This window comes from Ruegeria lacuscaerulensis (assembly GCF_013034745.1).
GTDB classification, from domain to species: domain Bacteria; phylum Pseudomonadota; class Alphaproteobacteria; order Rhodobacterales; family Rhodobacteraceae; genus Ruegeria; species Ruegeria lacuscaerulensis_B.
This window is the reverse complement of the sequence record NZ_WQGP01000002.1, coordinates 132,999-153,424: the sequence shown is the minus strand read 5'-3', so window position 1 is coordinate 153,424 and position 20,426 is coordinate 132,999. Positions and strand designations below refer to the sequence as shown.

The following is a 20,426-nucleotide window of genomic DNA, read 5'->3' as shown; positions in this document are numbered from 1 at the left end:
GTAGATGAGATCTTCCAAATCCCGCTCGCGGGCCAAGAATAACCGCAATCGTCCTTCTGGCGGCAACGTTGTAAACCGGGTCTTTGACAGCTCGGGGCCGGAAGGCAAAGTGCGCGGCACGCCCCAGCAGATCATTGACAAGTACAACCAACTTGCCCGCGATGCGCAGCTGTCCAATGACCGTGTGGCCGCCGAGAATTTCCAGCAACATGCCGAGCATTACCTGCGCCTGCTGAGCGAAGCCCAACGCGAGATGGAAGCCCGCCGCGAAGAGCAAGAGCGTCAGAACCGCGAACGCCAGGCCGAACGTGACCGCGAGCGCGCCGAGCGTCAGGAACGTGAAGCCGCCCGTCAAGCCGACCCGGCAGAGGCTCCGCAGCCTGATGTGATGGGGTTCGCGCCCGAAGATGCGGCACCTGAATCCGGTCTGGTGGAGACACCCGAAAGCAAAGGCGGCGACGCCACACCTGAGAAGAAAGAAAAACCGGCACGCAAGCCACGTGCGCGCAAGCCCAAGGCCGCGCCCGCAGCGGAAGAACCCGCTGCCGACAAGGGAGACGCCCCGGAGGCGGCTGAGTAATCGGTTTGAATAGCAAAGTTAGGCCTCGGGTTTCGACCCGAGGTTTTTTTGTTTCTTAGGGCTGCTTCACTGCACGAGCCAGAGCGCAGAAGGCTTCCAACGGGACCTGTTCGGCCCTTTCGGTGGGTTCTATGCCAGCAGCGCGCAACCTGTCTTCGATATCGGGGGCGACGCCTTTCAACGAGGCGCGCAGCATTTTGCGCCGCTGGTTGAAGGCTGCCGCGACAACGCGGGACAGGGTGGCTGCATCTGCCGGAAAACGAGGCTCGGGCAGGGCGGTCAGGTGGACCACCGCGCTGGAAACTTTTGGGGGTGGCGTAAAGGCACCCGGCGGCAGGGACATGGCGATCCTTGCCTCGGCCCGCCATTGCGCAAGGATGGCAAGGCGGCCATATGCTTTGCTGCCGGGTTGGGCGACGATCCGCTCGGCCACTTCGCGTTGGAACATAAGGGTGAGGCTTTGCCAGAACGGGGGCCATTCTGGCGGGGTCAGCCAGCGCACCAGCAATTCGGTGCCCACATTGTAGGGCAGGTTCGCGGCAATGCGAATGGGGGGCGTCAGGTGGGCGAGCGGATTGATTTCAAGCGCATCGCCGTTAATGACCTCAAGCCGGCCCGGATAGGCGGTTGCGATCTCGTTGAGAGCGGCGATGCAGCGGGTGTCTTTTTCGACGGCGACGACTTTACGGGCGCCTTCGGACAGAAGCCCACGGGTCAGGCCGCCGGGACCGGGGCCGATTTCCAGTACGTCACATGTAGTCAAATCACCGGCCTGACGGGCGATCTTGGCAGTTAGGTTCAGATCCAGCAGAAAATTCTGGCCCAGAGATTTGCGGGCCGAAAGCTGGTGTGCAGCGATGACTTCGCGCAGTGGGGGAAGGGTGTCGATGGCGCTCATGATCCGGTTACCGTGGCGCGGGTTGAGGCGGTGCGCCAGTTTTTTTGCCTCCGGCGGGGATATTTTCAGCCAGGTGAAGGGTCAAGTGCTTTGCGCCATGCGTTGAGCGAGCTTCAGGGCCTCGATCAGGCTGGAGGGGTTGGCGATGCCTTGCCCGGCGATGTCCATGGCGGTGCCGTGGTCGGGTGAGGTGCGGATGAAGGGTAGTCCCAGTGTCACGTTCACGCCGCGGTCGAAGTCCAGCGTCTTGATCGGTATCAGCGCTTGGTCGTGATACATCGCGATAGCTGCGTCATAGCGGGTGCGGGCGGCGGCGTGAAACATGGTGTCGGCCGGGTGGGGGCCGGTGACCGTGTAGTCATAGGTAGGCAGCCTTTCGATCAGGGGGCCGATCCAATCCAGTTCCTCATGTCCCATTTTGCCGCCTTCGCCTGCGTGAGGGTTGAGGCCCGCGATGGCGATGCGAGGGTTCGGGATACCGAATTGGGTGCGTAGGCCATGCGCGGTGATCTCGATCGTGTCTTGCAGGAGGTCAGGGGTCAGTTCCGCCGGGACGCGGGACAGCGGAATGTGGATCGTTGCGGGCACCACACGAAGCTGGTCGCTGGCCAGCATCATCACCACCCGTTTGCAACCAGAAAGCGCCGCCAGAAACTCGGTATGGCCGGGATAGGCGAAACCGGCGCCGTCGATCAGTGCCTTTTTGTGGATCGGTGCCGTACACAGCGCGGAGGCCGCACCGGATTGGACCAGGGATACGCCAAACTCGATTGCATCAATGACACCTGGCGCGTTGGCGGAGGCAGGGCGGCCGGGAAGAGCGGATTCGGGAAAGTCGAGCTGTAGGACGGGCAGGGCCGTGGTGCTAAGTTTCATTGCCTCGGCCGGATCCGAAATTTTTGCGGTCGGGGTCCCGCCCGGCAAATGCGCTGCGTCTCCGATGAAGAAGAACGGGCAGGTGTCGCGCAGCTCGGCCCAAGCTTTTGCTGCGATTTCCGGGCCGATACCGGCCGGATCACCGCAGCTTAGCGCGATAGGGGCTGTCATTGCTCGACGATCGTGGCGTCGGCGCGCAGCTGCTCCAGAAGGCTTTCGGAAAAGGCTTGCAGGCGCTGCTGCGTCAGGGCGTTGGCGACGTCTGCCCGCGATGTTTCTTCTCCACGGTCCAGTGTGCGCGTGCACAGCATCAGGAAGCGCAGTGTCTGACCATTGTTGCTGGTCAGGGTGGTGGATACCTCGTTGAGGTCCAGCTTGGCCAGTTCCAGCGCTATATCGCGCGGAATCTCGGCTGGTGCGGCCTCAATCCGTTCCAGAACTTCTGGGGGCTGATCCTGTGCGATACCGTAGAGATCGTCGCAGGTATCGACCTCTTCACGTAATTCGGCTGCGCGCGCGAGGGTTGCCGGGCTGCGTCCGCCTGGCAGATTGTAGATTGCGTAATCGACCTTGGAGTACTGTGGCGCGGCTGTTGCGCTTTCCCGGATGCCCCGCATCTGAAACAGTGCGACGGCGTTGGACAGGGATATGGGTTGGGTGATGTCACCGGTCTTCAACCCAAGAATAACCGGCTGCAAAGCGGGCGGAAGCTCGGTCAGGTTCAACCAGTCCAATTGACCGCCATTGGTGCGGGTGCCAGCGGCCGAATATTGCGTTGCCGCCGCTGAAAAGGCATCGAACCCTTCAACCAGAGCGATTTCGTCGGCCAACAATTGCACTTGCGGCAGAGTCTGCGGTGTCACGGGGATGATGATTTCGGAGAGCAAAACCTGAAGGCCGCCGCTGCCCGATTGGCCCAGGGCACGGTTAATCTCATCCTCGGTCGGGCGCGCTTGCGAGATAAACCGGGCGCTGATGAAATCACGCCACGAGAGTTGGTCGGCGATAAAATCACGTACGGTTTCACGTGATACCCCGGCATCAGCAAGGAGTTGCAGGAATTCATCGCTGGAAAGCTGGCCGCGTGCTGCGAACTCGTCAATGCCCAGTTGAACGGCCTCGGGGTTGGCCGAGATTCCGGCCTGACGCATGACCTGTCGGCGTAGACGGTCATCAATAAGGGCCTGGCGGACTTCTTCGTCTGATGCGCCCGGCGCGCCCAGAACGGTCAGGAATTGCTGGCGTTGATCCAGTTCGTACCAGGTGACGATATCTTGATTGACCTTGATTGCAGGCGAGAACAGGCTTTGGGCCTGCGTTTGCGGAGCGACGAAAGCAAGGACAAGCGCGGTCAAAACCGGAGCAACCGGTTTAAGCCAACCGGAACGAAGGAAACTTGAGAAACCTGGAATCAACTGCATCTTCTCTTGAACTGTTGGCCACTGCCTTCAACGGAATATCCCGTCAAAGCTACGGTAAAGCCGAATTCTGTCGAAGGCTCAATACTTGATGACGAAGTAAAGCGCCTGCTGACACTCATGTTAACTTGTACGCATTCGTTGCGGTAGGTGACGCCAAGCCCGTATCGGATCGGCTCGGATTCACTAATATCATATCGGGCGAGGGCCTGGGTCAGCCAGTTTTGGTCGATTGTATAGCGCCCGTCCAAACGTATTTCCGATATCTCGTCGTCGATATTTTCATCCGGGTCGGGTTCTTGCCAGACGTAACTTCCTACGATCCCAACGGTTTCCCTTTGCCAGGCCGCGCGCATCTCGGCCTTGGCGAAGCTGAAATCGCCGTTCAACAGACCGCGCCCCGCGAGGGACCAACCATTGGCGGTTTGCAGCTGCCCGGCCAGCAACAGATCGGACGAGGTTCCCTGCAAGCCCGAGGTCAGGTTGAACTCGGGGTCTGCATCTGCGCGATAGACCTGCCCGACTGTAACCAACGCACGGCGACCATTGCCCGCATATCGGGACCAGTTGAGCCCGAATACGCCCGTGACCCCATCCTCGCGCCTGTCGGGTGCGGGAAAGCGCGACAGGGACAAAAGGTTCCCTTGGTCGAATTCCTGAAAGGTGCTTTCATCCAGCGGCACATCATTGGTCGAAACCTGGGTCCAACCGACCTGCGCAATCGGCTCCAGCACCTGTGTTGCCCCGCTTTGTTCGCGGCGTGCCATCGGATAGCGCAGGGTCAGCGCGGCGCGCGGCGTGGTGCGCGTCACCTGATCGGGAAAATTGCTGTCGTGGCGAATGTTGAATGTGTCCACAGACGCACCCAGTTGCGCGTCGGCACGCAGCCCGGATGCAAAAGTCCAGCTGCGAAGCCATTCCGCATCGAATGTCGCCCGTGCGACGTCGCGGCCCAGCACGTCTTCGTCGCTGGTGCGCTCATGCGCGTGGGTCTCGACGCCTAGCCGAACTTCGCCTCCGACCGATTTGGGAAACAGGCGTTTCTCGTAGAACAGATCGAAGATGCGCGATGGGATTTCATCCTGATCTTCACTGTCGCGCAGGGTTTTGAAGTGGATAAAGCTGGTGCGGAATGCGGTATCGCGCTCGTACCGTTCCAATGCAATTTCACTGCGCAGGCGGTCGAATTCGGGCAGGCCATAATCGGCCAGATACGCGTCGTCCGACGTGGTTTGCAGGTTGAAACTGAGCAGATATCCGTCGTTAAGCCCAAAATATCCGTTTGCAAATAAGAACCCGCGATCCTCACCGGGTTCCAGATCGTCACGTGTATACGCGCCATCAATTTCGATCCGCCCCCGCTTGAACGCTTGCCGATAACGGTAGCCCAGCGTTTTGGTTTCGGGCGAGATATAAGGCGTCAGCGTCAGATCCCGGTGATCACCCAACTTGAAGAAATAGGGAACCTGAACTCCGGTCCCAAGCTGCGACGTCGTGCGGATCGACGGCACCAGAAACCCCGTGGCGCGGTCCAGCGTCGGATCGGGAAGGCGCAGATAAGGGAAGTAGAAGACAGGCAGGTCCAGAATCCTGAACTGTGCGCCTTCGAAGTATAGTTGCCGCTCCAGCTGGTCATGCGTGACTTTCCGCGCCCGGATCTGCCAAAGAGGCGGCCTGCCGTCCGAACAAATATGACAGGATGTGGCCGAGACCTTGTCGAACTGCGTATACCGTCCGCCCGCACGTTTGGCCTGAACGGATGCGATCTGCACCTGCTGTTCGAACACCATCCGCGCACCTATCAGCAGGCCGTTTTGGATGCCGCTGTCCAACGTGGCCGAATCCGCCAGAATCGTGGTTGTCCCGGCCTGATCAATGCGCACGGGGCCTTCCAGATTCAGCTCGCCGGTGTCGCGGTTATACGTGATCCGGTTGGCGGTGACTTTGGCGTCGCCCTGAAACGCCTCGACATTGCCCTCAGCCACCAGAACGCGGTCGGGGGTGATAAAGATCTTGTCGGCCACCAGCAACGCCGGTTCATCCTGTTGCTCCTGATCCTGCACTGGGGCGGCTGTGGGCTGTGCTTGCGCTGTCGCAGCTACGGGCAGTGTGAGCGCGACGGCACCAGACAACAATAAACGCGCGAAAAGACGCATCAGCCGTCCTCCGCGTGTAAAAGGAGGCCGAGCGACAAAAGAATGGCTGCAAATGGCGGAGCCCAGGCCGCGACGAAGATAGGCAATTGTCCGTTTTCTCCCAGAATTTGGGCAAAGTTTCTTACGAAGTAGATGGCGAACCCCAGCAAAACCGCCGACAGTACGGCGATCCCGGTGCCTCCGAACCTTACATGGCGCATTGTGAAGGCGGCCCCGATCAGGACCATTGCCACTAGAAAGAAGGGCCGGGCAAGCTGAACTTGCAGCCAGACCTCATATTGTTTGGTCGAAAACCCCGCTTCACCCAAATCGCGGATCAGTTCTGGCAGGTCATAGACCGACACGGATCCCTGATCGCCCAATGTATCCAGAATACGCTGACGTGTGAGCGAGGTCGGAATCTCCAGCCTTTCATGCTCTGCCGCGTTGGTTTCAGGATTGACGCCTTGGATCAACGGCCAAACCTTTGCGTTGCTGAGGATCCAATTCCCGTCCTTAAGTTCAGCCGCGTCTGCTTGGATCTGCTGGTTCGGTGTCCCGTCAGGTGAAAAGGTGATGATCGTCACCTCGTTCAGGACCAAAGTGTTCCCATTTGCGGTGCCCCGCGCGTGGATCACCGATTGTCCATTGCGCGAGCCCTGTCGCAACCACAGGCCTTCGCTGCTGATCGAAAAGGCCGAACTTCCGTTGTTGCGGTAGCTGTCGGACAGGCGTTGATATTCCTCGGACGTGGCAGCCGCAATGGGATTCAGCAGGGCGACCGCTCCTGCGCCGATGACCAGCGCCAGCGTGGCGGGCGCGAGCAGCGCGCGAATGCCTGACCGACCGATGGCGCGTGTCACCACCAGCTCCGAACTGCGGGCCAGACCGACAAAAAGCGCGATTGTGGACAGGATCACCAAAAGGGGCAGCATCTCGCTGATGGCAGCGGGGGTATTCAGCAGGGTCAAATGCAGCAACCGTCCGAAGGACAGGTTTTCGTCGTCAAAGCGGCGCACCTGTTCGATCAGGTCGATCAGAATCAGCAGGGTCAGGAAAATCGCGCCGATGACTAAAAAACTCTGCATGAAGCGGCGGGCGAAGTAGCGGTCGAGGATCATAGCACCCATCCTGCCGGACCAATATTTGTGGGAGGCAACGGGTCGGACACACCGCGGGCCGCGCTTATATGCGACGGCATATGCCTGCCCCGTCTTACCACTGCACTCTCCCACCAACCTGCCGGAATTTTTTCGCGACTGTACTGCAAATGCCTGTCGGGGAAAACTGCTATCTGGTCAAGCCGGGCAGCGCGGGCTAGGTCTTGGGAAACAGATTTTCAGGAGTTCGCCATGAGCAGTCTTATCCCGATCCAGTTTCAGTCTTTCGACATCGACGTAATGGCACAGGCCGAGGGGCGCGTGGCGATAATCATCACGGACGATGGTAAGATGGGCCCAGCAGCACGGCGTGCCAATCGTCTGACCCGTGGAGCCGTCGCACGACTGGTGGAAAGCGAACGCTTCGGCAAGGTGAAAAGCGGTGACGTGATCACGCTGGCTTGGCCCGGAGGAATGGTGGCTGAGGCACTGGACATCCTGATTCTGCCCCGCCGTCCTGATCCGGCCGAGGCCCGCAAGGGCGGTGTTGCGCTGGCCAAACTGGCAGGCGGCAAAGCGCTATTGGTCATGGCGGCGAACCAGATTAGGACCGAGGAACTGGCCCTTGGTATCGCCCTTCGCAGCTATGATTTCGATGCGCACAAGACAAAAGATGCCGACGCGGCCGCTCCGGTCACGATCGCGCATCAAAAACCCGATGAGGTCGAGGTGGCATTTGCGCCGCTCTACGCCATTGCCGACGGCGTGCGGATGACGCGCGACTTGACCAATGAGCCTGCAAACGTTCTGACCACCACCGAATTCGCCGATCGCTTGGTCGAAATGCAGGAACTGGGCCTTGAGGTCGAGGTTCTGGAAGAGGACAAGCTCGAAGAACTGGGGATGCGCACATTGCTGAGCGTCGGGCAGGGCTCGGTTAGCCCCTCGAAGGTTGTGGTGATGCAGTGGAACGGTGGCGACAAGGGCGATGCTCCGCTGGCACTGGTGGGCAAAGGCGTTGTGTTCGATACCGGCGGGATTTCGTTGAAACCTGCGGGTGGCATGGAAGACATGACCATGGATATGGGCGGCGCAGGCGTTGTCGCTGGCACCATGCGCGCGCTGGCCAAGCGCAAGGCCAAGGCCAACGTGGTCGGCCTAGTTGGGCTAGTCGAGAACATGCCCTCGGGCAATGCCACGCGTCCGGGCGATGTCGTCAAGTCCATGAAGGGCGATACAGTCGAGATCATCAACACCGATGCCGAGGGCCGTTTGGTCCTGTGCGACGTGATGTGGTACGCGCAAGAACGCTTCAGCCCGGTGGGCATGGTCGATCTGGCGACCTTAACCGGTGCGATCATCATCGGTCTGGGGCATGAGAATGCAGGCGTCTTCTCGAACAATGATACGTTCTGCGAAGCCTTCCTGAAATCCGCCAAGGCCGAGGATGAGGGCGCGTGGCGGATGCCGCTTGGCCCGAAATATGACGAGATGCTGAAGTCGCGCATCGCGGATATGAAGAACGTGGGCGGACGGCCTGCGGGCTCGATCACGGCGGCGCAGTTCCTGCAGCGTTTCGTGAAAGAAGAAACGCCGTGGATTCACTTGGATATCGCCGGTGTGGCCTCGGTCGCGTCCGAGACGTCCTATGCGCCCAAAGGGGCAACAGGATGGGGCGTGCGGGCGCTGAGCCGGTTCGTGCAGGACAATTTCGAGTAATCGGATGGGGGCTGTCTATTTCTACCACCTGACCCAACGCCCGCTGGAGCACACTTTGCCGGCGTTGCTGGACAAGGCGCGTCAGGCCGGGTGGCGGATTGCCGTGCGGGGCACTGATCCCGCACGGATGGACTGGCTGGATGAAAAACTGTGGCTGGGGCCCGAGGATGGGTTCCTGCCGCATGGTCTTGCGGGAGGTCCGCATGACGCGGATCAGCCCATCTTGCTGACCACCGGCCCGCAGGCTGGCAACGATCCGGCTTGTGTGATGGCCGTTGACGGTGCCGCTGTTGCCCCGGACGAAGTGAACGCGTTGGAGCGGGTATGCATCCTGTTCGACGGCAATGATGAACAGGCGGTGCAGCACGCGCGGGGGCAGTGGAAAGCACTGACTGACGCAGGTTGTTCGGCGCAATACTGGTCCGAGGCTTCGGGTCGATGGGAGAAGAAGGCCGAGGCTTAGGCCCTGCCGTACAGATTTCAGGAGAGTGATAAATGGAAATGAAGCCTTTGGGCCGCACCGGCATCATGGTGACCGATCTATGTCTTGGGACCATGACATTCGGAACCCAGACATCCGAGGCGGACGCCCACATTCAGATGGATATGGCGTTGGAGGCCGGGATCAATTTCGTCGACGCAGCCGAGATGTATCCGGTTAACCCGATCTCGGCCGAAACGGTGGGGCGCACCGAAGAGATCTTGGGGAACTGGAACGCGGCAAACCCGTCGCGCCGCAGTGACTATGTGCTGGCGACCAAACATTCAGGAGCAGGGTTTACGCATGCGCGGAACGGGTCTCCAATCTCTGCCCAAACCATTCCAGAGGCGGTCGAGGGATCCCTGCGGCGGTTGAAGACGGACTGCATCGACCTTTACCAATTTCACTGGCCAAACCGGGGCAGCTACATGTTCCGCCAGAATTGGACCTTTGCGCCGGCAGGTGACAACACCGACGAAGTGCTGGCCAACATGCAGGAGTGTCTGGAGGCGCTGCAGGTGCAGGTGAACAAGGGCAATATCCGCGCCTTTGGCCTGTCCAACGAAAGCGCTTGGGGCACCGCGCAATGGTTACGCTTGGCTGAGGCAGGGGCGGGGCCACGGGTGGCTTCGGTTCAGAATGAGTATTCACTGCTTTGTCGGCATTTCGATACCGATATGGCCGAGTTGAGCGTGCATGAGGATGTGGGATTGATGGCGTTCTCACCTTTGGCTGCGGGGTTCCTGACTGGTAAGTATCAGGGCGGTGCGGTGCCCGACGGATCGCGCATGTCGATCAATGCCGAGATGGGTGGGCGCAAGTCAGATCGTGTGTTTGACGCGGTTGCGGCCTATCTTGATATTGCAGATCGGCATGGGCTGGACCCGGTCCAGATGTCGCTAGCATGGTGCCAGACACGGAAGTTCATGTTGTCGGCAATATTCGGGGCCACGACGGTCAAGCAACTGGAACGTATCCTTGCGGGTAAGGATCTTGAGTTGTCCTCGGAAGTTTTGAGCGAGATCACCGCGGCCCATCGTGCCTTTCCGATGCCGTACTAGGTTTCGCGGTGGGTCGGGGGCTCTGCCCCCGCCGCCCTTTACGGGCGTCTCCCCCGGGATATTTTTGGCCAGATGAAAGCGGATCCGGTCAGTGATGGGTGGGGTGCGCGCGTTCTTGTCTTAGGTCACGGGCCGACAGGCCGTGGGCCGTGCGGAAGGCGCGGGCGAAGCTTGATTGCGAGGCAAAGCCTGTGGCTAGTGCTACGTCCATCAGCGGCATGTCAGTATCTGTGACCAGACGGCGGGCCTCGGCCAGGCGCAGTTGCAGGTAGTGGTCTTGCGGCGTGGTGTTCAGGCGCAGGCGGAATTGCTGTTGCAGGGTGCGGGGGCTGGTACCCAGTGTCTCGGCTATGTTGGTCAGCGGCAGGGGGTCATCCAGCGCGGATTGCATCAGGCTGTTGGCTTTGGCCGTCAGCGCTGTGTGGCGGTGTGGGGCGCCGGTGCGGCTTTGCGGTTTGCTGGGGTCGGGCGCGCCGTCATAGAGGAATAGGCCCGAGACGCGTGCGGCGAAGCCTGCGCCGTGGCGGGCGGCGATGATATGCAGCATCATTTCGACCGCTGGGATTGCGCCGCCTGAGGTGAGGCGGTTTTGCGAGACAGCGAACCGGTCGGGGCGGACGTCGACTTCGGGGAAACGGGCTGCGAAATTATCCAGATCTTCCCAATGGGTTGTTGCGGCGTGGCCGTCCAGCAGGCCTGCTTCGGCCAGTAGCCAGGGGCCTCCGTCGATGCCTGCCATTGTGGCGCCGGTGTTTGCGATCCGGCGTAGTCCAGCCAACAGACTGGGGGTTGCGTGGCGCGCCAGTTGGAAGCCTGCGACCACGATCATCAGGTCGCAGCTTTGCAGGCGCGCCAGCGGGATACCCGGTACGGTCAGTGCGCTGGTCAGCATCGCGGGCTCAGGCGTGGCAGTGACATAATCCCAGTCAAAGGCGGGGCGATCGGCCAGACGGTTGGCTGCGCGCATGGGGTCTACAGCGGATGCAAAACTAAGCGTGTTGCAGTCGTCCAGCACCAGCACAGCCGTTTTCAGGGCGCGATGTTCGGGTTGGAGGATGTTTTTTGCGGATTTCATCAAGTTCGATTCGCATTCTGGCAAGTGTTTCCACAAGGCTGCGTCAGAGTCGCAGGCAACGCAAATCGATTGCCGGGGAGAAGTCTGGGGAAAACTCAGGGCAAAACCGGGTATAAGTTGGGGAGAACGCCATGCCTTTGGAAATGAACCGCGAAGTATTTGTCACCTGTGCCGTGACCGGCTCGGGCGGAACGCAGGATCGCAGCCCGCATGTACCGCGCTCGCCGCAGCAGATTGCCGACAGTGCGATTGCCGCGGCCAAAGCAGGGGCGGCGGTGGTGCATTGCCATGTGCGCGACCCCGAGACCGGCGCACCCAGCCGACGGCTGGACCTGTATCGCGAGGTGACGGACCGGATTCGCGATGCGGATGTGGATGTAGTGCTGAACCTGACGGCCGGGATGGGTGGGGATATCGTGTTCGGCGGCGTCGAGAGCCCGTTTCCGGTGGCTGAGGGCACCGACATGATCGGCGCCTCCGAGCGCGTCGCACATATCGCGGAATGTCTGCCTGAGATTTGCACGCTGGACTGCGGCACCATGAACTTTGCCGAGGCGGATTACGTCATGACCAACACCCCAGGCGCGCTGCGGGCGATGGGGCAGATGATGACAGATATGGGTGTGAAGCCCGAGATTGAGGCTTTTGACACCGGTCATCTGTGGTTCGCCAAACAGTTGGTGAAAGATGGAATTCTGGAACCGAACGCTCTGGTTCAGCTGTGTATGGGCGTGCCGTGGGGCGCGCCGGATGATCTGAATACGTTTATGGCCATGGTGAACAATGTGCCCGACGACTGGACGTTCAGCGCGTTTTCACTGGGGCGGAACCAGATGGCTTATGTGGCGGCCTCGGTGTTGGCGGGCGGCAACGTGCGCGTGGGGCTGGAGGACAACCTGTGGCTGGACAAGGGTGTTCTGGCTGAGAACTGGCAGTTGGTCGAGCGTGCGGGGACTATCATTGAAAATATGGGCGCTAAGGTCATTGGGCCTGCTGAGGTACGCGAGAAGCTGGGTTTGACCAAGCGCGCGCCGGTGGCGAAGTTAGCGTGATTGGGGGCCAGCCCCCAAACCCCCGAGGTATTTTTAGCCAGATGAAGAGGCGGATCGACGTGAAAACAGCGGCAATCATTGGTGGTGGTGTGATCGGCGGCGGTTGGGCCGCGCGGTTTTTGCTGAACGGGTGGGATGTTCGGGTTTTTGACCCTGATCCTGAAGCTGAGCGCAAGATTGGGGAGGTTCTGGACAATGCGCGGCGTTCTTTGCCGGGGCTAAGTGATGTTCCGTTGCCACCCGAGGGTTCTCTGACTTTCCATGAAGATATGGCCGAGGCTGTGCAGGGCGCGGAGTGGATTCAGGAAAGTGTGCCCGAGCGGTTGGATCTTAAGTTGAAGGTTTACAAGGGGTTGCAGGAGGCGTGTGATCCGGGCGCGATCATTGGCTCGTCGACCAGCGGGTTCAAACCTTCGGAATTGCAGGAGGGTGCGTTACGGCCCGAACAGATCGTTGTGACGCATCCGTTCAACCCGGTGTACTTGCTGCCACTGATCGAACTTGTACCGACGGACAAGAACCCGTCCGAAATGGTCGAACGCGCGCAGGGCCTGCTGAAAGCCGTGGGGTTCTTCCCTCTGCACATCAAGAAAGAAATCGACGCGCATATTGCTGACCGTTTCCTTGAGGCGGTCTGGCGCGAGGCGCTGTGGCTGGTCAAGGATGGTATCGCGACCACCGAAGAGGTGGACGAGGCGATCCGTATGGGGTTCGGCATCCGCTGGGCGCAGATGGGCCTGTTCGAGACCTACCGCGTGGCCGGAGGCGAGGCCGGGATGCGGCACTTTATGGCTCAGTTTGGGCCAGCGCTGAAATGGCCATGGACCAAGCTGATGGATGTGCCCGAGTTCACCGATGAACTGGTCGATATGATCGCCGATCAGTCGGATGCGCAATCGGGGATGCATTCCATCCGTGAACTGGAGCGCATCCGCGACAATAACCTCGTGGGCATGATGCGCGCGCTCAAGGCGCAAAACTATGGCGCGGGGGCGGTACTGAACCAGCATGATGCGATGCTGAAACCCGGTGCGTTGCCTACGATCGATCAGGCTGATCTCAGCCAACCGATCCTGACCCTGTCGCGCGCCGTTTCGCTGGATTGGACCGACTATAACGGCCACATGAATGAGGCGCGCTATCTGGAAGCCTTCGCCGCCGCCACCGATCGGTTCATGGAGATTATTGGCTGCGACGCGGATTATATCGCCTCGGGCGGCAGCTACTTCACCGCTGAAAACCACATCCGCTATGTGGATGAGGTCCATGCAGGCGCAAAGATACAGGTGCGCACGCAAATGCTGTTGGGGCAGGGCAAGAAGCTGCACGTTTTCCACAGCATGTACGAGGGCGACAAGCTGCTGGCCACGGGTGAAAGCTTTCTGCTGCATGTCAGTCTGGACACTCGCCGTCCAAGTGCTCCGTCAGCGCAGATCGAGGCGGCCATGGCCCGTATTGCCGAGGCGCAGGCCGGGTTGCCTTATCCCGAAGGCGCGGGGGCGGCGATCCGTAAACCTGCATGAGCGGGCGGGTTCTGATCACGGCCGGGGCCTCGGGCGTCGGCCGGGCCATGGCCGAGGCGTTCGACGCCGTTGGGGCGCAGGTCTGGGTCGCCGATCTGGATGCGGAGGCGTTAAGCGCGTGCCCAGAGCATTGGAAACGGTCGCAGGTGGATGTGGCGGATGAGCCCTCGGTTGCCGCCCTGTTCGCCGAGATTGCGGCGCAATGGAGTGGGCTGGATACGCTCTGCGCCAATGCTGGGATCGCCGGACCGACGGCGTTGGTCGAGGATGTGGCGCTTGACGAATGGCGTGCCTGTCTGGCGGTCAACCTTGAGGGGGCGTTTTTATGCGCGAAATACGCGGCACCGATCCTCAAGCGTCAGGGCAGTGGGGCGATCATCATCACTTCGTCTACGGCCGGGCAATACGGATATCCCAATCGCGCGCCCTATGCGGCGGCGAAATGGGGTGTCATCGGACTGGCCAAAACGCTGGCGATGGAACTTGGCCCTCACGGCGTGCGTTGCAATACGATCTGCCCCGGCGCGGTCGAAGGCCCCCGGATGGAGGGCGTTCTGGCCCGCGAGGCCAATGCCAAAGGCATGACCCGCGATCAGGTGTATAACGGCTATGCCGCAGGCACCTCGATGGGGCGGTTTGTCGAGGGGCGTGACATTGCCGATATGGCCGTGTTTCTGGCGTCAGACGCGGCGCGGCTGGTTTCTGGGCAAGTGATCGCGGTGGACGGGCATACCGTCAACCCCGACCCCAAGATTTAGCCCTGATTGGGACCACGAATCTGGCGGATGGTCTGGCGGACCGCCTGCCAATCCTGTGCCTGTTGCATATTCCCGGCGGCCTCGCATTCACGCATCTTCTGCGCGGCTTCAGCCTCGGCTCTGTCTCCGTGGGCGGAATATAAGGCCCGTGCGTATTGGGCGGTTTGCATTGCGTCCATTCCTGTGCTCCTCCGTTCATAATCGGAATGCGAAAGGGTTCGCGCCCAGTGACGTTAGCACAGGATTGAGTTCAACGCATACTGTCGCGTAGCGCGCAGATGGCCGGGAAAATCCCGCGCGGTGACGTCGGCCTCGCGGACCAGAGTGTCAAAATGGCGGGTGAACGTTTCGATCCGGTCACGGTCGCGGAACGCCATATAGTGGCTGCCCGCATAGAACACGCAGAGCAAGGGGCCAAAGATCGTGACTGGTGCCGAATAAAGCCTTTTTGCATCAAACAGATAGACGCGCAGGCGCGGGTAGAGTTGGTCGCACAGAGCAAGTAGATGGTCGATCTGATCCTGACGTGTTTGCAGATCCAGCCCTCGGTAATATCCCGTTGCGCTTGCGAAGCTTTCGATTTCAAACAAAGGCATGGCAATTTCGTAGTCCGACTGCGCTCGGCGCATCCAGGTCAACCGGTCCTCAGATGCGCCGATGGCCTGATCTGCCGTCCGCCCCAGATGCGGTGCATACTCCCATTCCAGCACGGCGCGGGTCTTTAACATGTCCGGCAAAGTCGCTGGAACATAACGGATTTTGTATCCGGCGGCCTCTTGATGCCATTCGAATATCCGCTCATCCACCAACGCGCGGGCGGCCTCAGTCACAGTTAGCGCACCCGCCAAAAGTTCAGCCGCGCTTTCGGGTCGGTCCGAGAGCGACAGGAGCCAATCCGCCGAAACTCCCAGCGCTGACGCGCAGCCACCAACCACATGCGCATTCGGCAAACGAGCGCCATCGCCGGTCAGAAGTTGCGACACGGTCGAGCGATCTACGCCGATGTTTCGCGCCAGAGCACTTTGGCTAACGTGCCGCTCCTCCATCGCGCGGGCAAGGCGGAGGCGGAACTGTGCGGCACGGTCTCGTTTGTCGATATTTTCGGACATGCGTTTGGTTTTATCACAGATGATGAATTTTGTTAATCACATTCAGAATGTTCACCATCTGCGTGATCCGTAATTCTTAAGCCATAACAAAAATATGGGTGACGGAATGGAGACACGACGCAGATCAGTCGTGAAGGCCGTATTGTGGAATGCGGTGGGCCTTGTGGTGATGACCGTTGTGGGGTTGGTCGCAACCGGCTCAGCCGCGATCGGGGGCGGTTTGGCTTTGGTCAACACGGCCATCGGCCTGACGCTCTACGTGATTTACGAACGTATATGGGCAGGTATCTCGTGGGGCCGCAATGTCTGAGCGTGCAGGGCCTGAATGGGGCACCCTTGCCCTGATCCTTGGGTGCTATGGGGCGTGGTTGGCAATGCTGTTTTATTTGCCGGTTTGGGCCGCTGTGCCATTGGTGGGCGTCGTGGCGGCACTGCATTCTTCGCTGACGCATGAAGCGATCCACGGCCACCCCTTTCGGCAAAAGGCGTTGAATGAGGCGTTGATGGCGTTGCCGTTAACGCTGTTCATTCCGTACCGCCGGTTCCGCGACCAGCATCTGGCACATCATCGGGATGCGACGCTGACCGACCCCTATGACGACCCCGAATCTAACTATCTGGATCCACAGGTCTGGGCAGCTCTGCGCGGTTGGCAGAAACGCTTGCTGGCAGTGAACAATACGTTACTAGGGCGCATCGTGTTGGGTCCGGCCATTGGTCAATTTGTGTTCATATGGAATGAGTTACGGTCCGTTTTGCAACCAGATATCCTGCTTGCCTGGGCATTGCATCTATGCGGTGTTTTGGTGGTGCTGTGGATTGTGTCGCTGTCGCCCATGCCTATCTGGGCCTATGTTCTGGCTGCATATCTGGGGCTAGGCTTGGTGAAGATCCGAACCTTTCTTGAACACCGCGCTCATGATCGGGCTTCGGCTCGTACGGTGATCATCGAAGATCGGGGGCCCTTGGCATTTCTCTTTCTTCACAACAACCTGCACGTGGTTCATCACATGAATCCAGCGGCGCCGTGGTACCGGTTGCCCGCCTTGTATCGCGCAGGGCAAGACACGTACTTGGCACGGAACGAGGCCTATGTCTATCGCTCCTACGCGCAGGTGTTTCGAGCCCATTTCCTAAGGGCCAAAGACCCAGTGCCGCATCCGCTCTGGCCAAAGGGGTAAATTGCGGCCACAAGGGGCGGTATGAGCCTCTGGATACCCGTCACCATCGCCGCCGCCTCGTTTCAGACCGTGCGGTTCATGCTGCAAAAATCGCTGAGCAGCGTGAAACTGTCGGCTGCTGGCGCGACATTCGCACGGTTTGCCTATTCGATGCCACTGGCCGTATTGGCGTTGGGTGTTGCGTTGAAGCTCAGCGAATTGTCTTTGCCTTCGATGCCACCCCTGTTCTGGCTGTTCGCGACCATTGGCGGCACAACGCAGATCTTGGCAACCATCTGTGTGGTCGCCTTGTTCAAGCAGCGCAACTTCGCGGTCGGAATCACGTTCAAGAAAACCGAGGTGATCCAGACCGCTATCGTCGGTTTCCTCGTTCTGGGCGACCAGGTTTCAGCCGGAGCGCTAGTCGCCATTCTGATGGGCCTGACCGCAGTTCTGCTGCTGTCGAAAAACCCCGGAGGGGACGGTGCGTGGTGGAAACACCTGACCAATCGCGCGTCACGGCTGGGGCTGGGGTCGGGGATTCTGTTCGCCTTTTCCTCAGTCAGCTACCGGGGCGCATCACTACAGCTTGGCGAGATCGACGCATGGTTCCGCGCGCTGGTGACGCTAACCGTTGTTGTGACATTCCAATTCGTCAGCATGGGGCTGTGGCTGCTGTGGCGAGACCGCGCCGAACTGCGCGCGGTGTGGGAGACGCGGCGCACCGGTGTCTTCGTAGGCCTCACCAGCCTTAGCGGGTCGTTTTGCTGGTTTTTCGCCTTCACATTGCAGAATGCGGCTTATGTGAAGGCGCTGGGGCAGGTCGAACTGATCCTCAGCCTGTTTGCTTCGATCCTGTTCTTCCGCGAAACCATCACCCGGCGCGAGATCGCCGGGATGGCGTTGCTGGGGGCCTCTATCCTGGCGCTTGTGTTGACGATTTAGGAGGCGTCCGCCTCGGCCAGCGCCGTTACGCCTGCGCGACGTTCGTCAAAGCTCAGCGCGATGAAGCTGGGCAGGTGATCACCCATGCCAACAACCGCCGGACCTGAATCGTTTCGGCGACCACGGCCACGCGGTTCCTTGTCCTTTCGGCGGTCCGAGTCCTTCTTGCGCTCGGGCTTTTTGTCGACCTTTGCCTCGTCGACCGGCTTAATCTTTTTCTCGCGCTTGGGCTTTTCGTCCTTGGGCTCTTCCTTGACCGGATTGTCGAGCCGGGGAATGTCCTTCTGGATCAGCTTCTCAATTGCGTCCAGAGCCTTTTCATCGCGGCCCGAGCAGATTGTGATCGCCTTGCCCTCGCGCCCCGCGCGACCTGTGCGACCGATGCGGTGCACGTAATCCTCGGCATGGCCGGGGACGTCAAAGTTGAACACATGGCTAACCGAAGGGATATCCAGCCCTCGCGCCGCCACGTCCGAGGCCACCAGCAGGCGCAGTGACCCGTCGCGGAAGCCGTCCAGGGTTTTCATGCGCTGCGACTGATCCAGATCGCCGTGAATGGCGGCGGCGTTATAGCCGTATTTCTTCAGCGATTTCGCGCAGATATCCACATCCGTCTTGCGGTTGCAGAAAATGATCGCGTTGGTGCAGCCTTCACCCTCGGCGTCGATCAGCGCGCGCAGAACCTTGCGCTTGGCGCTGGCCTCGCGGTCGCGGCGGCCACCTTTGAACATGACCACGCCTTGTTCGATCGTCTCGGAAGCGGTGGCCTGACGGGCAACCTCGATCCGGGCAGGGGCGGACAGGAACGTGTCGGTGATGCGCTCAATCTCGGACGCCATGGTGGCCGAGAAGAACAGCGTCTGACGGGTGAAAGGTGTCAGTGAGAAGATGCGCTCGATATCGGGGATGAACCCCATATCCAGCATCCGGTCGGCCTCGTCCACCACCATGATCTGAACACCGGTCAGCAGCAGCTTACCGCGCTCGAAATGATCCAGCAGACGACCCGGCGTGGCGATCAGCACGTCGACGCCTCGGTCGATCAGAGCTTCTTGTTCCTTGAAGCTGACGCCGCCGATCAACAGGGCTTTGGTCAGTTTCAGGTGCTTGGTGTAGGTGTCGAAGTTCTCAGCCACCTGCGCGGCCAGTTCCCGCGTCGGGCACAGCACCAGCGAGCGCGGCATCCGCGCGCGTGCGCGGCCACGGGCCAGCAGGGTGATCATCGGCAGTGTGAAGCTGGCGGTTTTGCCGGTGCCGGTTTGTGCGATGCCCAGTACATCCTTGCCCTCAAGCGCAGGTGGAATCGCTCCGGCCTGAATCGGGGTGGGGGTTTCGTATCCGGCTTCCTCAATGGCTTTGAGGACCTTTGGGTTCAGGTTCAGTTCGTTAAACTTTGTCATGTATGTCCGGTTTTTGCGGACACTCGACCTGGCCCGCGCGTATGAAGGTGTGCCGGGCCCGGATGGCCATGCGCATCCCGCGCATTTCGGCTGAGGCGGGACATAACAAAAACGTTGGGCAGGGTCAAATGAAGAGGGTTTCAGACCCCTGTGCTCCGATACTGTGCAGATTTAATGCAACAATTCAGATGCTTCCGGGGAAATGTTTCGCAAGCTTCCGGTCCAGATCCAGTGGCCGATGCCGGATCAACCCGTGTTGTTCAAGCCGTGCCCGCACCTCGGGGTGCGCGCCGCTGATCTCATCGAAAAACGCGCGCAAGCCGTCGACACCGTCCTCGCTTTCGATCCAGCTGAGCAGTTCGTTCATGTTCATCCCGCCCTCATCCCGCGGGACATTTGGCGTCATTCCGGGTTTGTATGACCCACGCTCAAGTCGGAACCGGTAATGCGCCAGCCAGTGATCCCAATCCGGGGCGTGCCGGTGGCAGAGCGCAGCCTCGGCAAGTTCCGCTTTGCAGATCAGGCGTTCCCCATGCTGGAACAACCCGTGAATGCGGAAGTTGATGCCTGGCAAACTGGTGCGAGCAAACACCTTGCCCTGCAGGTGACTGAGAAACCCACCCTTCACGAAAGCCCCATAGTTGGGATAGAGCGCCTGCACCGTTGCGGCACGATCAGGCCCGGACGGGATATAGGCTTTGTACAGGTCCTTGGCGTCGGCCACTGCCTCTTCCGGGCGTACGCGGATATAAGGGGTACCCTGCGCGACCTCGTCCAGCAGATCGGCTACCGGGCGGTCGGGCCACAGAAACTCGTCCAGATCAATATGCAGCAACCAGTCTTCGCTGGCCTTTCGGTAAGTGAATGAGGCGTTGGCTGTCTGGCGCACCTGATGCTTGTCGGGGCGCTCCCGCTTACGATTGGCCCAGAACCCGTCGTCGCAATTGCGGACCTCAACCTTTGGGTGCCGGTTCAGGGCGTTGAAGGCCTTGGGGCAGGGCTCGTCCAGATAGACATGCATCCGATCCACCCCAAGGTCGAGGTGATAGGCCACGAAACGCAGGATGTCCGGGGCCATCCCCCGTACCGTCGAGACAGTTCCCCAGGTCGGTTTAGCGCCCATGCGCGGCCCTTTG

20 protein-coding genes are annotated in these 20,426 nt (G+C 60.2%); 10 read left to right on the top strand and 10 right to left on the bottom strand.

Annotated features, from left to right (window positions below):
- Positions 1–4 precede the first annotated feature (4 nt).
- Positions 5–580: a DUF4167 domain-containing protein gene (locus GOV79_RS04260; RefSeq protein WP_170788718.1), complete on the top strand. Its 576-nt coding sequence runs from the start codon at positions 5–7 to the stop codon at positions 578–580.
- A 55-nt stretch (positions 581–635) separates the two neighbouring features.
- On the opposite strand, the gene rsmA is transcribed toward GOV79_RS04260, so the two are convergent.
- The 5 genes from rsmA to lptG form a co-directional block, all read right to left on the bottom strand.
- Positions 636–1,478: a 16S rRNA (adenine(1518)-N(6)/adenine(1519)-N(6))-dimethyltransferase RsmA gene (gene rsmA / locus GOV79_RS04255; protein WP_170788717.1), complete on the bottom strand. Its 843-nt coding sequence runs from the start codon at positions 1,476–1,478 to the stop codon at positions 636–638.
- Positions 1,479–1,559: 81 nt separating this feature from the next.
- A complete protein-coding gene (gene pdxA / locus GOV79_RS04250; RefSeq protein WP_170788716.1) occupies positions 1,560–2,525 on the bottom strand; it encodes a 4-hydroxythreonine-4-phosphate dehydrogenase PdxA in 966 nt (321 codons plus the stop codon).
- A complete protein-coding gene (locus tag GOV79_RS04245; protein WP_170774430.1) occupies positions 2,522–3,775 on the bottom strand; it encodes a peptidylprolyl isomerase in 1,254 nt (417 codons plus the stop codon). Before GOV79_RS04245 ends, pdxA begins: the two co-directional genes overlap by 4 nt.
- Positions 3,766–5,928, bottom strand: coding sequence for an LPS-assembly protein LptD (locus GOV79_RS04240; protein WP_170788715.1), 2,163 nt, complete (start codon positions 5,926–5,928; stop codon positions 3,766–3,768). Before GOV79_RS04240 ends, GOV79_RS04245 begins: the two co-directional genes overlap by 10 nt.
- Positions 5,928–7,028, bottom strand: coding sequence for an LPS export ABC transporter permease LptG (gene lptG / locus GOV79_RS04235; RefSeq protein ID WP_170788714.1), 1,101 nt, complete (start codon positions 7,026–7,028; stop codon positions 5,928–5,930). Before lptG ends, GOV79_RS04240 begins: the two co-directional genes overlap by 1 nt.
- 231 nt (positions 7,029–7,259) lie before the next feature.
- Between lptG and GOV79_RS04230 the strand changes: the two genes are divergently transcribed.
- The 3 genes from GOV79_RS04230 to GOV79_RS04220 are packed head-to-tail and all read left to right on the top strand — an operon-like array spanning position 7,260 to position 10,268.
- Complete coding sequence (locus tag GOV79_RS04230; protein ID WP_170788713.1) at positions 7,260–8,726, top strand: leucyl aminopeptidase; 1,467 nt, start codon at positions 7,260–7,262, stop codon at positions 8,724–8,726.
- A gap of 4 nt (positions 8,727–8,730) precedes the next feature.
- On the top strand, positions 8,731–9,189 hold the full coding sequence (locus tag GOV79_RS04225) for a DNA polymerase III subunit chi (protein ID WP_170788712.1): 459 nt from the start codon (positions 8,731–8,733) through the stop codon (positions 9,187–9,189).
- A gap of 32 nt (positions 9,190–9,221) precedes the next feature.
- Positions 9,222–10,268, top strand: a complete 1,047-nt coding sequence (locus tag GOV79_RS04220; protein ID WP_170788711.1) for an aldo/keto reductase — start codon at positions 9,222–9,224, stop codon at positions 10,266–10,268.
- Positions 10,269–10,356: 88 nt separating this feature from the next.
- On the opposite strand, the gene GOV79_RS04215 is transcribed toward GOV79_RS04220, so the two are convergent.
- Positions 10,357–11,343, bottom strand: coding sequence for a GlxA family transcriptional regulator (locus GOV79_RS04215; RefSeq protein WP_170788710.1), 987 nt, complete (start codon positions 11,341–11,343; stop codon positions 10,357–10,359).
- A gap of 131 nt (positions 11,344–11,474) precedes the next feature.
- Here GOV79_RS04215 and GOV79_RS04210 point away from each other — a divergent pair, with 131 nt between their 5' ends.
- Genes GOV79_RS04210 through GOV79_RS04200 form a run of 3 tightly spaced genes read left to right on the top strand, consistent with a single transcriptional unit; the run spans position 11,475 to position 14,676 of the window.
- The gene (locus GOV79_RS04210; protein WP_170788709.1) at positions 11,475–12,395 is read left to right on the top strand and encodes a 3-dehydrocarnitine:acetyl-CoA trimethylamine transferase BcoG; all 921 of its coding nucleotides are present in this window, start codon (positions 11,475–11,477) and stop codon (positions 12,393–12,395) included.
- Positions 12,396–12,454: 59 nt separating this feature from the next.
- Positions 12,455–13,918: a carnitine 3-dehydrogenase gene (locus tag GOV79_RS04205; RefSeq protein ID WP_408015511.1), complete on the top strand. Its 1,464-nt coding sequence runs from the start codon at positions 12,455–12,457 to the stop codon at positions 13,916–13,918.
- Entirely contained in the window at positions 13,915–14,676 is a 762-nt protein-coding gene (locus tag GOV79_RS04200) for an SDR family oxidoreductase (protein ID WP_170788707.1), read from the top strand. The genes GOV79_RS04205 and GOV79_RS04200 overlap by 4 nt, the downstream gene beginning before the upstream one ends.
- On the opposite strand, the gene GOV79_RS04195 is transcribed toward GOV79_RS04200, so the two are convergent.
- Together GOV79_RS04195 and GOV79_RS04190 are read right to left on the bottom strand one after the other, a co-directional pair.
- Positions 14,673–14,855, bottom strand: a complete 183-nt coding sequence (locus GOV79_RS04195; protein ID WP_170354385.1) for a hypothetical protein — start codon at positions 14,853–14,855, stop codon at positions 14,673–14,675. The two genes, GOV79_RS04200 and GOV79_RS04195, sit on opposite strands and share 4 nt — an antisense overlap.
- Positions 14,856–14,909: 54 nt before the next feature.
- On the bottom strand, positions 14,910–15,785 hold the full coding sequence (locus GOV79_RS04190) for a helix-turn-helix domain-containing protein (RefSeq protein WP_170788706.1): 876 nt from the start codon (positions 15,783–15,785) through the stop codon (positions 14,910–14,912).
- Between the two features lie 106 nt (positions 15,786–15,891).
- Here GOV79_RS04190 and GOV79_RS04185 point away from each other — a divergent pair, with 106 nt between their 5' ends.
- Genes GOV79_RS04185 through GOV79_RS04175 form a run of 3 tightly spaced genes read left to right on the top strand, consistent with a single transcriptional unit; the run spans position 15,892 to position 17,890 of the window.
- Entirely contained in the window at positions 15,892–16,095 is a 204-nt protein-coding gene (locus GOV79_RS04185) for a DUF2061 domain-containing protein (protein WP_170774408.1), read from the top strand.
- Positions 16,088–16,966, top strand: coding sequence for a fatty acid desaturase (locus tag GOV79_RS04180; protein ID WP_170788705.1), 879 nt, complete (start codon positions 16,088–16,090; stop codon positions 16,964–16,966). Before GOV79_RS04185 ends, GOV79_RS04180 begins: the two co-directional genes overlap by 8 nt.
- A 21-nt stretch (positions 16,967–16,987) precedes the next feature.
- Positions 16,988–17,890 carry an EamA family transporter gene (locus tag GOV79_RS04175; protein WP_170788704.1) on the top strand — a complete coding sequence of 301 codons (903 nt, stop codon included), beginning with the start codon at positions 16,988–16,990 and terminating at the stop codon, positions 17,888–17,890.
- Here the strand turns inward: GOV79_RS04175 and GOV79_RS04170 are convergent.
- Complete coding sequence (locus tag GOV79_RS04170; protein WP_170774402.1) at positions 17,887–19,290, bottom strand: DEAD/DEAH box helicase; 1,404 nt, start codon at positions 19,288–19,290, stop codon at positions 17,887–17,889. The genes GOV79_RS04175 and GOV79_RS04170 overlap by 4 nt on opposite strands.
- Positions 19,291–19,474: 184 nt before the next feature.
- Positions 19,475–20,413, bottom strand: coding sequence for a glycosyltransferase family 2 protein (locus tag GOV79_RS04165; protein ID WP_170788703.1), 939 nt, complete (start codon positions 20,411–20,413; stop codon positions 19,475–19,477).
- Between the last annotated feature and the right edge of the window lie 13 nt (positions 20,414–20,426).

Excerpts from the sequence above, each read along its gene's own strand:
- GOV79_RS04245 (WP_170774430.1), bottom strand. The coding sequence starts at position 3,775 with ATGCAGTTGATTCCAGGTTTCTCAAGTTTCCTTCGTTCCGGTTGGCTT.
- GOV79_RS04215 (WP_170788710.1), bottom strand. The coding sequence starts at position 11,343 with ATGAAATCCGCAAAAAACATCCTCCAACCCGAACATCGCGCCCTGAAA.
- GOV79_RS04260 (WP_170788718.1), top strand. The coding sequence starts at position 5 with ATGAGATCTTCCAAATCCCGCTCGCGGGCCAAGAATAACCGCAATCGT.
- pdxA (WP_170788716.1), bottom strand. The coding sequence starts at position 2,525 with ATGACAGCCCCTATCGCGCTAAGCTGCGGTGATCCGGCCGGTATCGGC.
- GOV79_RS04225 (WP_170788712.1), top strand. The coding sequence starts at position 8,731 with ATGGGGGCTGTCTATTTCTACCACCTGACCCAACGCCCGCTGGAGCAC.
- GOV79_RS04175 (WP_170788704.1), top strand. The coding sequence starts at position 16,988 with ATGAGCCTCTGGATACCCGTCACCATCGCCGCCGCCTCGTTTCAGACC.
- GOV79_RS04240 (WP_170788715.1), bottom strand. The coding sequence starts at position 5,928 with ATGCGTCTTTTCGCGCGTTTATTGTTGTCTGGTGCCGTCGCGCTCACA.
- GOV79_RS04185 (WP_170774408.1), top strand. The coding sequence starts at position 15,892 with ATGGAGACACGACGCAGATCAGTCGTGAAGGCCGTATTGTGGAATGCG.
- GOV79_RS04190 (WP_170788706.1), bottom strand. The coding sequence starts at position 15,785 with ATGTCCGAAAATATCGACAAACGAGACCGTGCCGCACAGTTCCGCCTC.
- GOV79_RS04200 (WP_170788707.1), top strand. The coding sequence starts at position 13,915 with ATGAGCGGGCGGGTTCTGATCACGGCCGGGGCCTCGGGCGTCGGCCGG.
- GOV79_RS04210 (WP_170788709.1), top strand. The coding sequence starts at position 11,475 with ATGCCTTTGGAAATGAACCGCGAAGTATTTGTCACCTGTGCCGTGACC.
- GOV79_RS04165 (WP_170788703.1), bottom strand. The coding sequence starts at position 20,413 with ATGGGCGCTAAACCGACCTGGGGAACTGTCTCGACGGTACGGGGGATG.
- GOV79_RS04170 (WP_170774402.1), bottom strand. The coding sequence starts at position 19,290 with ATGACAAAGTTTAACGAACTGAACCTGAACCCAAAGGTCCTCAAAGCC.
- GOV79_RS04195 (WP_170354385.1), bottom strand. The coding sequence starts at position 14,855 with ATGGACGCAATGCAAACCGCCCAATACGCACGGGCCTTATATTCCGCC.
- GOV79_RS04180 (WP_170788705.1), top strand. The coding sequence starts at position 16,088 with ATGTCTGAGCGTGCAGGGCCTGAATGGGGCACCCTTGCCCTGATCCTT.
- GOV79_RS04220 (WP_170788711.1), top strand. The coding sequence starts at position 9,222 with ATGGAAATGAAGCCTTTGGGCCGCACCGGCATCATGGTGACCGATCTA.
- rsmA (WP_170788717.1), bottom strand. The coding sequence starts at position 1,478 with ATGAGCGCCATCGACACCCTTCCCCCACTGCGCGAAGTCATCGCTGCA.
- lptG (WP_170788714.1), bottom strand. The coding sequence starts at position 7,028 with ATGATCCTCGACCGCTACTTCGCCCGCCGCTTCATGCAGAGTTTTTTA.
- GOV79_RS04230 (WP_170788713.1), top strand. The coding sequence starts at position 7,260 with ATGAGCAGTCTTATCCCGATCCAGTTTCAGTCTTTCGACATCGACGTA.